Annotated in this window: 7 protein-coding genes; 5 read left to right on the forward strand and 2 right to left on the reverse strand. The window is 71.5% G+C overall.

Going from position 1 to position 14982, the window contains the following annotated elements; translation table 11 throughout:
• Positions 1–67 precede the first annotated feature (67 nt).
• The 4 genes from I596_RS17340 (at position 68) to I596_RS17355 (ending at position 9646) form a co-directional block, all read left to right on the forward strand.
• On the forward strand, positions 68–3370 hold the full coding sequence (locus I596_RS17340) for a S41 family peptidase (protein WP_067650855.1): 3303 nt from the start codon (positions 68–70) through the stop codon (positions 3368–3370).
• Between the two features lie 133 nt (positions 3371–3503).
• Positions 3504–5897 (forward strand): winged helix-turn-helix domain-containing protein, encoded by a 2394-nt coding sequence (locus tag I596_RS17345; RefSeq protein ID WP_067650857.1) that lies wholly within the window; start codon positions 3504–3506, stop codon positions 5895–5897.
• Positions 5898–6049: 152 nt separating this feature from the next.
• Positions 6050–7084, forward strand: coding sequence for a helix-turn-helix domain-containing protein (locus tag I596_RS17350; RefSeq protein WP_223303869.1), 1035 nt, complete (start codon positions 6050–6052; stop codon positions 7082–7084).
• A 210-nt stretch (positions 7085–7294) separates the two neighbouring features.
• Positions 7295–9646, forward strand: a complete 2352-nt coding sequence (locus tag I596_RS17355) for a choice-of-anchor D domain-containing protein (protein ID WP_190278942.1) — start codon at positions 7295–7297, stop codon at positions 9644–9646.
• Between the two features lie 282 nt (positions 9647–9928).
• Here the strand turns inward: I596_RS17355 and glyS are convergent, their stop codons facing one another.
• Both glyS and glyQ read right to left on the reverse strand, forming a co-directional pair.
• Positions 9929–12052: a glycine--tRNA ligase subunit beta gene (gene glyS, locus I596_RS17360; protein WP_067650866.1), complete on the reverse strand. Its 2124-nt coding sequence runs from the start codon at positions 12050–12052 to the stop codon at positions 9929–9931.
• Positions 12052–12954, reverse strand: coding sequence for a glycine--tRNA ligase subunit alpha (gene glyQ / locus I596_RS17365; RefSeq protein ID WP_067650869.1), 903 nt, complete (start codon positions 12952–12954; stop codon positions 12052–12054). Before glyQ ends, glyS begins: the two co-directional genes overlap by 1 nt.
• A gap of 73 nt (positions 12955–13027) precedes the next feature.
• Here glyQ and tfpB point away from each other — a divergent pair, with 73 nt between their 5' ends.
• Complete coding sequence (tfpB, locus tag I596_RS17370; RefSeq protein WP_067650871.1) at positions 13028–14848, forward strand: type IV pilus assembly ATPase TfpB; 1821 nt, start codon at positions 13028–13030, stop codon at positions 14846–14848.
• Positions 14849–14982: the final 134 nt, after the last annotated feature.

Below are 14982 nucleotides of genomic sequence, written 5' to 3' on the forward strand. Positions count from 1 at the left end.
GCAGGGGTGGGCGATGACCGGCGCCGGTACCATCGACGCTTTCCGTCCCCGCCCCACGGAGCGCCCGATGAAGCTGTCCCGTCTCGCCCTCGGCCTGCTGGCCCTGTCCACCGCCACGACGGCGGGTGCGGCAGCCGGCTACTACCGCTTTCCCGCGCTGCACGGCGAGACCGTGGTGTTCACCGCGGAGGGCGACCTGTGGACGGTGGCGGCGGCCGGCGGCACGGCACGGCGGCTGACCAGCCATCCGGCCGAGGAGACGCGTGCGGCGATTTCGCCGGACGGACGGCAGGTAGCCTTCTCGGCCACGTACGAGGGGCCGACCGAGGTCTACGTGATGCCGCTGGCCGGCGGCCAGCCCAAGCGCATCAGCTTCGACAACGGCCGCACCTTGGCGCTGGGCTGGACGGCGGACGGCCAGGTGCTGATGACGGCGATGGACGCGAGCGGCCTGTCCTCGCAGCGGGTGGTCGTGCGCGTGAACCCCGACACGCTGGAGCGCGGCGTGCTGCCGTTGGCGGACGCCAACGACGCGGTGATCGACCCGACCGGCCGCTGGGTCTACTTCATCCGCTTTGGCCTGTCGGTGACCGGCGACAACGCGCGCGGCTATCGCGGCGGCGCGCTCGGCCAGCTGTGGCGCTACGACCTGGCCGGCAACGCGGAAGCCGAGCGGATCGGCCCGCGCGAGGAGAACCTGCGCCGGCCGCACTGGTGGAACGGACGCCTGGTGGTCATCAGCGACCGCGACGGCCGCGACAACCTGTGGTCGCTGGCGGCCGACGGCACCGATCCGCGCGCGCTGACGCAGCGGCGCGACTTCGACGTGCGTACGGCCAGCCTCGACGGCGACCGCGCGATCTACCAGACCGGTGCGGACCTGCGCCTGGTGGACCTGCGCAGCGGCGAGGACCGGCCGCTGGCGATCGAGCTGGCCGGGGACTTCGATCCGCGCCGCGAGCGCTGGATCGACAAGCCGCTGCGCTACCTTGAATCGGCCCGCCTGTCGGCGGACGGCGAGCGGCTGGCGCTGACGGCGCGTGGCCAGGTAGTGCTGGCCGGCACCGGCCCGCTGCGGCGCGTGGATGTCGACGCGGCACCCGGCGCGCGCCTGGCCGGAGCGATCACCAGCCGCGACGGGAAATGGGTCTACGCGATCAGCGACGCCAGCGGCGAGGAGGAGATCTGGCGCTTCCCGGCCGACGGCAGCCCCGGCGCGGCCGCGCTGACCAAGGACGGCGATACGCAGCGCTGGGGCCTGTACCTGTCGCCGGACGGCAAGCAGCTGGCGCACGACGACAAGCGCGGCCGGTTGTGGCTGCTGGACCTGGACAGCGGCAGCAACCGCCTGATCGACGACGGCGGCAAGGACGGCAACGAGGGCTACGACGACGTGGTGTGGTCGGCCGACAGCCGCCACCTGGCGCTGGTGCGCCTGTCCGACAGCCGCGACCGCGACCGCAGCCGCCTCGCGCTCTACACGCTGGCGACCGGCAAGCTCGCGTGGCTGACCAGCGACAAGTACGCCTCCGGGTCGCCGGCCTTCAGTCCGGACGGGCGCTGGCTGTGGTTCCTGTCCGATCGCCAGTTCACCCTGGCCAACGGCTCGCCCTGGGGCGATCGCAACACCGGTCCGTCGTTCGAGCGCCGTACGCGCCTATACGCGCTGGCGCTGCAGGCCGGCAATCGCTTTCCGTTCCAGGCCAGGGACGAGCTGGCCGGCAAGGACGGCAAGAAGGACGAGGCGGGCGACGCGAAGGACGGCAAGGACGCCAAGGGCAAGGACGCGAAGAACACGCCGAAGCTGCCGGCGATCCAGACCGACGGCCTGGCCGAACGGCTCTACGAAGTGCCGCTGCCGGCCGGCGACTACCGCGGGCTGGGCGCGACCGACAAGCGCCTGTACGTCCTGGACAGCGAGGGGCCCAAGACCGCGCTCAAGACCGCGGCGATCGGCAACGAGGACGTCAAGCTGGAGACCTTCGCCAGCGACATCGCCGAGTACGCGCTGTCGGGCGACGGCAAGCGCCTCTATTTCCGCAAGCCCGGCCAGGGCCGCGACGAGCCCGGCCCGCTGTACATCGTGGAGGCCGGCGCGAAGGCGCCGGACGACCTCGGCAAGGCCGCCGTGCGCGTCGGCGACTGGAACCTGCGCATCGACCCGCAGGCCGAATGGCGCCAGATGTTCGACGACGCCTGGCGCCTGCACCGCGACCATTTCTTCGACGCCAGGCTGCGCGGCGTCGACTGGGCGGCCGTGCGCGCACGCTATGCGCCCCTAGCAACGCGGCTGACCGACCGCGGCGAGCTGGACGACCTGCTCGGCCAGATGATGGGCGAGCTCGGCGCCCTGCATTCGCAGGTGGGCGGCGGCGACCTGCGCCAGGGCGCCCCGGTGCCGGAGGCGGCGGGCCTCGGCGCGCGCCTGGAGCGTGTCGCCGATGGCTGGCGCATCGCGCACATCTACCGGACCGAAGCGGAACTGCCGTCCGAGCGCGGCCCGCTGCAGCAGCCGGGCATCGACGTGCGCGAAGGCGACCTGCTGGTCGCCATCAACGGGCGGCCGACCGCCGGCGTGCGCGACCTGTCGGACCTGCTGCGCGGCCAGGCCGGCCAGCAGGTACTGATCGAGGTCCGCCGCGGCACCGCCGCGACGCGCCGCTTCGTGGTCGTCCCGGCCAACGGCATGCGCGAGGCGAACCTGCGCTACAACGACTGGGAGCAGGCACGCCGTGAAACCGTCGAGCGCGTCGCCGGCGGCCGCATCGGCTACCTGCACCTGCGCGCGATGGGTCCGGCCGACATCGCCACCTTCGTGCGCGAGTTCTACGCGCAATACGACCGCGACGGCCTCATCATCGACGTGCGCCGGAACCGCGGCGGCAACATCGACAGCTGGATCATCGAGAAGCTGCTGCGCCGTGCCTGGGCGTTCTGGGCCCGGCCGGACGCGCCGCCGTACGCGAACATGCAGCAGACCTTCCGCGGCCACCTGGCGGTGCTGACCGACGAGCTGACCTATTCCGACGGCGAGACGTTCTCGGCGGCGGTCAAGGCGCTCAAGCTGGGGCCGCTGATCGGCACGCGCACGGCCGGTGCCGGCGTCTGGCTGTCGGACCGCAACGCGCTGGTCGACCGCGGCCGCGCGCGCGTGGCCGAGTTCCCGCAGTACGGCGTGGACGGCCAGTGGCTGGTCGAGGCGGTCGGCGTGGACCCGGACATCGTCGTGGAGAACCCGCCGCATGCCACCTTCGCCGGCGAGGACCGCCAGCTCGACCGCGCGATCGGCTACCTGCAGGAGAAGCTTCGCAGCGAACCGGTGCCGCCGCTGGTGCCGCGGCCGATCCCGCCCCTGCCGGTTCACGACTGACGTCGGCCCGGCGGGAGCGCCTAGGCGGCGCCGGCGTCTTCGCTTAGGCTTGGGACGGACGGCCTGTCGTGCCGTCGGGTCTGCTCGCGTGCCGATGGACGGCTGAATGCAGCCGACTTGCGGACGAGCGGGCATGACGGGGCGTATCTACGAATTCGAAGGGTTTGAGCTGTCGGCGGCGACGCGCGAACTCCGTCGCCCCGACGGCAGCGTCTGCCTGCTGCCGGCACGCGTGTTCGACTGCGTGCTGCATCTGATCGAGCAGCGCGCGCGTGCGGTGGGCCGTGACGAGCTGATCGCGGCGGTCTGGAACCAGACCGAGGTCGGCGACAACGTCCTCGCGCAGCTGCTCGCCCGTACGCGCAAGATGCTCGACGACGGCGGCGACGAGCAGCGCGTGATCCGCACGATTCCGGGATTCGGCTACCACTGGGTCGCGGCGACCCGCGTGGTCGAGCCGGCGCCGGGCCCGCATGCGAGCGCCGAAGCGGCCGAGCCGCCGGTGGCGCCCGACCCCGCGGCAGCGCCGGCCCGAGCGCCGCGCACGCGGCGACGGCTCGGCCGGTTGCTCGCCCTCGGGATCGCCGGTGCCACGGCCCTGCTGGGAACGCTGCTCGTCCGCCAGGCACCCCCGGTGCCGGTCCGGCCGGCCGCCGCGGAAAGCCCGGCCTCGGTGCCGGTCGCGCAGCGTCCCGCGCTGGTCCTGCCGGCGATCGTCGAGCCGGCCGAGGGACAGGCCTGGCTGCGGCTCGGCGTCATGGCGCTCGTCGCCGAACGCCTCGCCGGGTCGGGCCGGACCACGATCCCGAGCGACAACAGCGTCGCGCTGACCAAGGGACGCGACACCGCGAGCCTCGACGCGGCCGCGCTGGCCGATCTCGCCGAGAGCGCGGGCGCGAACTGGATCGTGCAGCCGCGCGTGGAGGCGGTCGGGCCGCGCTGGCGCGTGGCGCTGACGATCGTCCACGGCCAGGCGCCGATACGCCTCGGCGTCTCGGCCGAGAGCGACCAGGTGCTCGACGCGGCGCGAGAGGCGGCGGACCGGTTGCTCGCCGGCGTCGGCGAGGGCGCACCTCCGCCGGCCGGCGAGGTCGATCCCGCCTTGGCGGTCGTGCTCAAGCAGGCCCAGGCTGCCTATCTGGACGGAAAGCCGGAGGCGGCCCGCGTCATCCTGGACCAGGCGTACCGCCGGTATCCGGAGTCCACCGAGCTCGCCTACGAGCTCGGCCGGATGGAGTACACGACCGGGCGCTTCGATGCGGCCCAGCAGCGCTTCGAAGCGCTGATCGCGGCCCATCCCGGAACGGACGATGTCGTCCTGCGCGCCCGCGCACTCAATGCGCTCTGCCAGGTGCACTACCAGCGCCGCGACTTCGCCGAGGTCGAGCGCTACGCCCGGCAGACGATCGATCTGCTGCAAGGCCGGACGTCCGGCACGAACGAACTGGGCCGTGCCTGGCGCGAGCTCGGCACGCTCGCCAGTTCCCAAGGCCGCTACGAGCAGAGCCTCGGCGACTACGCACGCGCGCGCGTCCTGCTCGCCGCCAGCGGCGATTGGCTCGGTGTCACGCGCACCGACGCGCAGGTCGGCGTCCTGCTGCGCCGGACCGGACGCCTGGCCGAAAGCATCGCGGTGCTGTCGCGCGCCGCCGATCGCCTGCAGGCGTTTCACGAGGCCTGGCACGAAGGCGTCATCCGCAGCCACCTCGCCGCCGCGTGGACACTGCTGGCCGAGCCGCAGGCGGCGCTCACGCAGGAGCCGCGGATGCGCGAGCTCGACGCGCGCATCGAACATCCAGGCATGCGCGCCTCGATGAAGCTCGCCCGTGCCGACGTGCTACTGGACAACGGCCGCATCGCCGATGCCGTGAGCCTCGTCGCACCCGCCTATCGCCAGATCCTCGACGGCGACGATCGTCTCAACCGGTACTTCGCCCACGCGCTGGCCGCGCGCGCCGCGCTGGCGTCCGGCGAGACGGCGCGGGCGGAACGTGAAGCGGCCTGGGCGATCGAGCACCTGTTCGATCCGGACGAGGATCCGCGGCACGTCGCACTGACCTATCTGGTGCTCGTGCGGCTGCAGGCCGTCCACGATGTCGCGGCGGCGCAGCGGACCGCGGCGCAGCTCGGTGCGTTCATCGAGGCCGCCCCGGCCAAGCCGGTCGCTGCGTACCGGCGCCTGGCCGATGCGGCCCTGGCGATGGCGCGCGGCGACGCCGAGGCGGCACGGCTCGCTTTCGAGCAGGCGCAGGCGGCGGCCGACCTGGTGCCGTGGGACCGGCTGCGCATCGCCGAAGCCTATGTTCCCTGGCTGGTCGACCGGGGCGAGCTCGATCGTGCCGCGGAGATCGTCGGGCTGCTCGGCGACGTCACCTATCGCAACTTCGACGCCGCCGTGCTCGAAGTCCGGCTCTACCGGGCCACGCGCCAGCGTTCGGCCTGGCAGGCGGCGCTCGATCGCGCCGACGCCCTGGCCGGCGAGCGGACCATCGACCCGGCGTTGCGCGACTTCCCCGGGCTGCGCTGAGGCCTGCCGCTGCCCCGAGTAGGCGGCCGACGCTATCGAAGGAAGCGGCGGAAGACCGGTGTTAGCCCCGTGTTAGCCGTGGCGAATGCACGGCAGGACCGGCCCGTCTAAGAAGGTCCGGTGGCGCAACCGCGCCAGGACGGAGCCCGATGATGTCCGATGCCTTCGCGCCCGGGGACCACCCGGCGTCTCCCGCGCTCGCGGTGCTCGGCCTCGCCGCGATCGAGGAAGACGCCTATCGGACCCTGCTGCGCAGCGCCGGCGCATCGGTAGCTGAACTGGCCGCGCAGCTGAGCCTTCCGGTCGCGCGGGCACGCGTCCTCGTCGCCGACCTGTCGGCCAAGGGCCTGGTCGTGCCGTCGCGACAGCGGCCGCGCCGCTACCGCGCGGTGCCTCCCGACATCGTGCTGGAAGCCCTGATCCAGCGGCAGGCCGACGCGCTGGCCCGTGCTGGGGCCGCGGCCGCCGCACTGATCGAGGAGTTCCGCCCGGCGGTCTTCCGGGTCGCTCCCGGCAACGACGTGATCGAGGTGCTCGACGACGCGGAGCGCGTGCGCCGTGCCATCGTCGAGATCCAGCGCGGCGCAAGAACCGAGTGCCTGTGCCTGGACAAGCCGCCGTACGTCGCCGGACCGCCGCATACGGTCGATGCGGCGGAAATCGACGGCCTCGCACGCGGTGTGGCCTATCGCACGTTGATCGACGTGGAGGCATTCGACGCACCCGGCGTGCTCGAACGGGTGCGGGTCTGCATGGAGGCCGGCGCCGAGGTGCGCGTCGGGTCCGGCCTGTCGCTGAAGCTGTTGATCGCGGACGGCCAGGCGGGCCTCATCCCGATGAGCCTGCAAGCCCTCGGAGGACCGGTTCTGCTGGTACGCGCCTCGTCGCTGCTGGAGGCGCTGCGCGATTACTTCGATCTGCTCTGGCGGCAGGCGGCGCCGCTGTCGGTCGCCGATTGCGCGCGGTCCGACCCCGCCGATCCGCGCGCCGTGCTGGACAGCGAGCAGCGGCTGCTGACGCGCCTGGCCGCGGGCTCCAACGACAAGGCGACCGCCGCCGCGCTGGGCCTGTCGCCGCGCACGCTGGACCGCCGCATCGGCGCCTTCATGAAACGCATCGGCGCCAGGACACGATTCCAGGCCGGCTGGCTCGCCGCGCACCGCTTCGGCATGCGGGAGGACGCATGAACGGCGGCAGCGCAAGCGTGACTGCCCGGCGGCGCATTTCCGCCATGGCGCCAACACGGCGGTGCGCCCGCTTGTTGCGGCCGATTACGCACTTCCATACTCGACTGGCCCGCTGTTCACGCAGCCATTCGCTTCGGCATCCCGCATCGTGGCGGGCTGCTCCACCGTCGTTCGCTTGGGGAAACACTTATGTACGCGACATCTGATTGGATGGTTGCAAGGGACCCGCTGCATCGGGCCCCGCGAGCCGCAGGCCTGCTGCTGGTGCTGCTGGCGCTGCTGTTGTCCGCCGGCGGTGCCCACGCGCTCGAACGCGTCGACGCCACGATCGTCGGCGCGGGCCTTCCCCACGCCAGGAGCGTGCTCGTCAGCAGCGACGGCCGCTGGGCCTACGTGATCACGAGCCCGACGCCGGGCCGGCCCAGCCCGCTGGTCACGATCGACCTGGCCACGATGGAGCCGGTCGGCGAGATCCCGTTCGACCAGGGCGTGGACTCGGCCGACGGCCCGATCGGTGCCCTGCACCCGCTCGGCACCACGCTCTACGTGACCTACGACAGCCTGGCCGGCCCCAGGGTCGGCAAGGTCGACCTGTCGACGATGACGCTCCTCGGCACCAGCCAGCTGAGCCACTACGCGCAGACCTTCCGCATCGATCCGCAAGGGCGCTACGGCTATACCAGCTCGGACGAGGGCCTGGTCGAGAAGATCGACCTGGCGACCTTGCAGGTGGTCGGCCGCGTGCAGACCGGCCTGCAGTACCTGCAATCGTCCACCATCGATCCGGCCGGCCGCTATCTGTATCTCGGCACGATGACTGCACCGGCCAATGTGGCGCGGATCGACCTGGCGACGTTCCAGTGGGCCGGCATGATCACGTTCCCGCCGCACGTGGTCGGCTTCCGCTCGGCCGTCATGGCGCCGGACGGCTCGACCGCCTATTTCGGCACCTACTCCAACCCAAGCTACGCGCCGTACGTGGCCAAGGTCGACCTGGCGAGCTTCCAGCCGGGCACGGTGCTGCACATGGGTATCGACTCCGTCGGACTCGGTACCGCCGCGATCGACGCGGCCGGCCGGTATGCGTACTTCGGCGCGGCGACCAAACCGGCGCGCCTGCTGAAGGTCGACCTGTCCACGTTCACGGCCGCCGAATCGCTGGTCTTCGATGGCGACGACAACGGGCTGCTGAGCCTCGCGCTCGACAGCGGAGGCGACTACGCCTATGCCGGCACGCTCAACGCGCCCGGCCGGGTCATCAAGGTGGCACTGCGTGATCCGGTCCCGGACCGGCTGCGCTTCGTGCCGGCCTACGTGGACTTCCACAACGTCCAGCCCGGCAGCAGTGCGACACGCACCGTCACGCTCGGCAACATCGGCACGCACGCCGCGACGGGGCTGCTGTTCACCGCGCCGGAAGCCGGCGTCAGCGTCGACACCAGCGCCTGCGGCGCGACGCTGGCGCCGGGCGCGGACTGCAGCATCACCCTGACCTATGCGCCGAGCGCTACCGGCCCGCTTGCCGACAGCTGGGGCGTCAGCACGCTCGAAAGCGCCACGACGCACCTGACCATGCTCGGGGCCGCGGTCCCGCCGTTGCAGGGTGCATCGGTCTCGGAAGAGACGCTGGATTTCGGCACCGTCGACGTCGGCACGACGAGCGCGCCGCGCACGCTCACCGTGACCAACACCAGCACTGCCGCGGCGATGCTCTGGTTTGCCTGGGACGTGCCGTCCTTCCTGGTGGACACGCGGACCTGCGATTTTCTCGCCGCCGGCGCGAGCTGCCAGATCACGGTGCGCTACAAGCCGATCGACGTCACGCCGCTCGCGACCTCGCTGCGCATCTCCAGCCCCAATCCGCTCATCGAGGCCAATGTGGCCCTGTCCGGGCGCGGCGTGCTGCGCGACACCGCCGCCGACTTCCTGGAGAGCAGCGTGGATTTCGGTCAGACCGCGGTCGGCACCGTGGGACGCCGGATGATCCAGTTGCGCAACTTCGGCACGGGCCTGCTGACCCAACTGACGTTCTCCACGTCCGATCCGGCGTTCCACGCCGGCAGCGACATCGGCTGCGAATGGCTGATGGCGGGGCAAGTGTGCATCGTCGATCTCGAGTTCAGACCCACCACCGCCGGCCCCGCAGCCGCGACGCTGACGCTGACCACCGCACAGGGCGCCCAGGCGCAGATTGCGCTGTCGGGTACCGGCTTCGGCAACGGCAATCCCGCGAGCCTGGTGTTCGAACCGGCCAGCGTCGACTTCGGCGCCGTCGCCACCGGCACGACGGCGACCCGCACGGTGCTGCTGCGCAATACCGGCAGTGGATTCGCGCCGATCTCGAATTTCCTGGTGCTGCCCTCGTTCCAGGCGGACGGCATGTTGTGCATGCCGATGCTCGGGCCCGGAGAGACCTGCACCGTCGAGATCCGCTTCTCGCCGATGGGGCCGGGCGTGCAGAACGAAACGCTGATGGTCATGAGCGACCAGGGCATCGGCGCGCAGCTGCCGCTCTCGGGCGCCGGCTCGACCGACGCGATCTTTCAGGGCGGGTTCGATTGACCCCTGGCGCCGGCGGTATGCCCGCCTCGGGCTGGAGGTTCCGAGACGGCATGGCGCCGGTGTCCGTGGCGACCGCTCGCGCGACGGAAGGGCGACGGGCCGGCGGCGGACCGTGCGCGAGCCGACCGTACGCGAGCCCGGCTCGAATCGCCTTGCGGATCGCGTCCGCCGATGGCGTACACGATCGCCGTGACACGCGGCATCCGTGCGCGATCTCTGCTCACGCCTGCCGTGCCGGCACGGCAGGCGGCGGCGAGGCGTGCTCGCGTTCCGGTGCGGGTCTCAGCCGCGCTGCAGCAACGAGATGTCGGCAACGCGCAGGAACATCACGCGCAGGTTGCTGAGCAGGGCCAGGCGGTTGTGGCGCACGTCGGCGTCCTCCGCCATCACCATCACGTCGGCGAAGAAACGATCGACCACGTCGCGCAACGTCGCGAGCGTGCGCAGCACACCGACGTAGTCACGCGAGGCGAGCAGGCTTTGATAGTCCTGGCCGGCACTGTCGAGCGCCTGCCGCAGCGCGCTTTGCGCCGGCGGGTCGTCCGCACGCGCGGCGTAACCCGCCTGCGTGGTGAAACCCGCCTGCTTGAGGATGTTGCCGATGCGCTTGTTGGCGGCGGCCAGGGCCTCGGCTTCGGGCAGGCTGGCGAACGCGACGACGGCGCGCAGGCGGCGATCGAAGTCGAGCAGCGAAGCCGGCGCCAGCACGCGCACCGCCTCGAACGCCTCGCCGGGGATGCCCTGGTCGGCGTAGTAGCCGCGCAGGCGGTCGAGGATGAAGTCGTAGAGTTCGGCGGCCAGGACGTCGCGGCGTATGCCTGCATCGCTCCCGGGTGTCGCGTCCTTCACGGCGAACGCCGTCTCCGGCAGCAACGCCAGCGCTTCGGCGAGCTGGGCCTTGAGATCCAGCTCCAGCTCACCCTCGATCAGCGTACGCGCGAGACCGAGCGCGGCGCGACGCAGCGCGAACGGGTCCTTGTTGCCGCTCGGCTTGAGGCCCACGGTGAAGATGCCGGCCAGCGTGTCGAGCCGCTCGGCGATCGCCAGCACCCGGCCGACCTGGCCGGCAGCGATCGCGTCGCCGGCGAAGCGCGGCGCGTAGACCTCGTCGAGCGCCGCGGCGACGGCGGCGTTCTCGCCGCCTGCCGTCGCGTAGTAGCGGCCCATGACGCCCTGCAGTTCCGGAAACTCGCCGACCATGCGCGTCATCAGGTCGCATTTGGACAGGGCCGCCGCGCGCGTGGCCAGGCCGGCATCGACACCGGTGCGGTTGGCGATCACGCGGGCCAGTTCGGCCACGCGCACCACCTTGCTCCAGACGCTGCCGAGCTGCTGCTGGTAGGTCACCGCCTCCAACGCGCCCTGGTAGGCCGCCAGCGGCTGCTTGCGATCCTCGTCGAAGAAGAACTTGGCGTCGGCGAAGCGCGGGCGGATCACGCGCTCGTAGCCCTTGCGGATCTCGGCCGGGTCCTTGGACTCGATGTTGGCGACGCCGATGAAGTGCTCGGTGAGGCGGGCTTCGCCGTCGAACACCGGGACGAACTTCTGGTTGGCCTCCATCGTCGTCACCAGCGCCTCGGCCGGGACCTCGAGGAAGGCGCGCTCGAACGCGCAGCCGATCGCGACCGGCCATTCGGTCAGGTTGGCGATCTCTTCGAGCAGGGCGTCGGACAGGCGCGGCTCGCCGCCGGTGTCGCGACCGGCGCGTGCCACCTCGGCGCGGACGCGCGCGCGGCGCTCGGCCGGGTCGGCGAGGACCTTGGCCGCGCGCAGGGCGTCCAGCCAGGCGTCGGCGTCGGCGACGTGCACGGGCTGCGGATGATGGAAGCGGTGGCCGCGCGACTGCCGGCCCGAACGCAGGCCGAGCACGGCGGCGTCCACCACCTCGCTGCCGTGCAGCACCACCAGCCAGTGTGCCGGCCGGACGAAGCTGTAGTCGTGCCCGCCCCAGCGCATCGGCTTGGGGATCGGCAGCGCCTTGAGGGCGTCCTCGAGAACGGCCTGCACCAGCGCGGCGGTCGGCTGGCCCTTCTTCTCGGCGCGATGGACGAACCAGGCGCCCTTGTCGGTCTCCAGTTTCTCCAGTGCCGCGACCTCGACGCCGCAGCTCTGCGCGAAGCCGACCAGGGCACGTGTCGGCTGGCCGGTCGCGTCGAGCCCGGCCGCGAGCGCGGGACCACGCCGCTCGACGACCTGGTCGGGCTGGGTGGTGGCAACCGCGGGAATCCAGGCCGCGAGCCGCCGCGGCGAGCAATAGGTGCGTGCGCCGGCGGCATCGGCGGCGACGCCGCGCTTGGCCAGGCCCTCGACCAGCGCTCCGGCAAACGCGGCGGCGAGGTCGTCGAGCGCCCTGGGTGGCAGTTCCTCGGTGCCCAGTTCGACCAGCAGGGAGGCGGTGGTGGTCATCACGCGGCCTCCTTCTTCTTCAGGCCCGGGAAACCGAGCTTCTCGCGCTGGGCGTGATAGGCCTCGGCGACGGCGCGTGCGATCGTGCGCACGCGCAGGATGTAGCGCTGGCGCTCGGTCACGCTGATCGCGCGGCGCGCGTCGAGCAGGTTGAAGGTATGACTGGCCTTCATGACCTGCTCGTAGGCCGGCAGCGGCAGGCCGGCCTCGACCAGCCGCGCGGCCTCCGCCTCGCAGGTGTCGAACCACGCCAGCAGCTTGGCGACGTTGGCGTGCTCGAAGTTGTAGGTGCTCTGCTCGACCTCGTTCTGGTGGAAGACGTCGCCGTAGGTGACGGTGCCGTGCGGCGCCTCGGTCCAGACCAGGTCGTAGACGTTGTCGACGTTCTGCAGGTACATCGCCAGGCGCTCCAGCCCGTAGGTGATCTCGCCGGTGACCGGCCGGCATTCGAGGCCGCCGGCCTGCTGGAAGTACGTGAACTGCGTGACTTCCATGCCGTTGAGCCAGACTTCCCAGCCCAGGCCCCAGGCACCGAGCGTCGGCGACTCCCAGTTGTCCTCGACGAAGCGCAGGTCGTGCACCAGCGGATCGACGCCGAGTGCCTTCAGCGAACCGATGTAGCGGTCGAGGATGTCGTCCGGATTGGGCTTCATCACCACCTGGTACTGATAGTAGTGCTGCAGGCGGTTGGGGTTGTCGCCGTAGCGGCCGTCGGTCGGGCGCCGCGAGGGCTGGACGTAGGCGGCGGCCCACGGCTCCGGGCCGATCGCACGCAGGAACGTGGCCGGATGGAAGGTTCCCGCGCCGACCTCCGTGTCGAGCGGCTGGATCAATACGCACCCCTGCTCCGCCCAATAGCGGTTGAGGGTCTGGATGACGTCCTGGAAGGTCGGGCCGGCCATGCACTGGCTCACAGTTGCGATGAAAAAGCGCGTTAGTATAGCCGCGGGCACTGGTTTTCCCGAGGTCGAGCGCATGGCGACGCAACCGCACCGCACCCAGTCGGAACGGGGCAAGGAATCCCGGCTCGGTGCACGGGGGCGGCTGGAGCTGGACGACGTGCTGGCCGCCCTGCTCGCCGACGGCGTGGTCACCGAGGCCGATTGCAAGCGCGTGCGCGCCGACGTGCGCACCGCGCGCGGCCTGACCGAGCTGCACCCGCTGGTGCTGGTCGCCAACCTCAAGCTGGCCGACGTGCGCGAGCCGGACAAGCCGCTCAGCGTCGAGGTGCTGACCCAGTGGCTGGCGCGGCGCGCGCAGCTGCCGTACCTCAAGATCGACCCGATGAAGATCGACGTCGGCGCCGCGACCCAGGTCATCAGCCACGCCTATGCGCAGCGCTACCGCATCCTGCCGGTGGCGGTCACCGAGTCGCAGGTGGTCATCGCCACGCCCGAGCCGTTCGACGAGCGCTGGCACGCGGACCTCGCCCACGTGCTGCGCAAGGACGTGCAGCGGGTGGTCTCCAGCCCGATCGACGTCAACCGCTACCTGGCCGAGTGGTGGAGCGTGCAGCGCTCGATCCAGCGCGCGCGCGACGCCAAGTCCGACATCCACGACGGCCGCGCGATCCTCAACTTCGAGCAGCTGGTCGAGCTGGGCAAGACCGGCGAGGTCGGTGTCGACGACCGGCACGTCGTCCACATCGTCGACTGGCTGCTGCAGTACGCCTTCGAGCAGCGCGCCTCGGACATCCACCTCGAGCCGCGCCGCGATACCAGCCCGATCCGCTTCCGCATCGACGGCGTCATGCACAAGGTGTTCGAGCTGCCGACGCCGGTGATGACGGCGGTCACCGCGCGCGTGAAGATCCTCGGGCGCATGGACGTGGCCGAGAAACGGCGGCCGCAGGACGGCCGCATCAAGACGCGCTCGCAGGGCGGGCGCGAGGTGGAGCTGCGCATCTCGAGCATGCCGACCGCGTTCGGCGAGAAGCTGGTCATGCGCATCTTCGACCCGGACATCGTGGTCAAGGAGTTCCGCCAGCTCGGCTTCGCCACCGACGAGGAGAAGCTCTGGCGCGAGATGGTGGAGCGGCCGCACGGCATCGTGCTGGTGACCGGGCCGACCGGCTCGGGCAAGACCACGACGCTGTACTCCACGCTCAAGCACCTGGCGACGCCCGACCTCAACGTCTGCACGGTCGAGGACCCGATCGAGATGGTCTCGCCGGAGTTCAACCAGATGCAGGTGCAGCCGGCGATCGACCTGGATTTCGCCGCCGGCGTGCGCACGCTGCTGCGGCAGGATCCGGACATCATCATGGTCGGCGAGATTCGCGACCTGGAAACCGCGCAGATGGCGGTGCAGGCGTCGCTGACCGGCCACCTGGTGCTGTCGACGCTGCACACCAACGACGCGCCGAGCGCGATGACGCGCCTGCTCGACCTCGGCGTGCCGAACTACCTGATCCAGTCGACGCTGACCGGCGTGGTCGCCCAGCGCCTGGTGCGCACGCTGTGCCCGCACTGCAAGAGCGAGCAGGCGGTCGACGAGCCGGCCTGGGCGGCATTGACGCACGGCTGGAAGATCACGCCGCCCGAACGCGTGTTCGGCCCGAAGGGCTGCCTGGAATGCCGCAAGACCGGCTTCCTCGGCCGTACCGGGCTGTACGAGATGCTGCGGATCACGCCGAAGCTGCGCGCGCTGATCGAGCCGGCGATGGATCTCACCAAGCTGACCTCCGCCGCGCTGGCCACCGGCATGCGCCCGCTGCGCCTTTCCGCGGCCGCGCAGGTCGCTCGCGGCATCACGACGATCGCCGAAGTGAGCACGGTGCTGCCGCCGATCGACTGATCACCCCTCGCGCAGGACCGGCGCGATTCGTAACGGCGCGCCGCAGCGTCCAGATTGCTGGACCGTCCGGTGCCCTGCGTCCAGGGGTGCGGTGGCGCCGATGCGGGCGCCCGGCCGGAAGGAGGGAGCCGGGA

The organism is Dokdonella koreensis DS-123 (assembly GCF_001632775.1).
Classification (GTDB): Bacteria; Pseudomonadota; Gammaproteobacteria; order Xanthomonadales; family Rhodanobacteraceae; genus Dokdonella; species Dokdonella koreensis.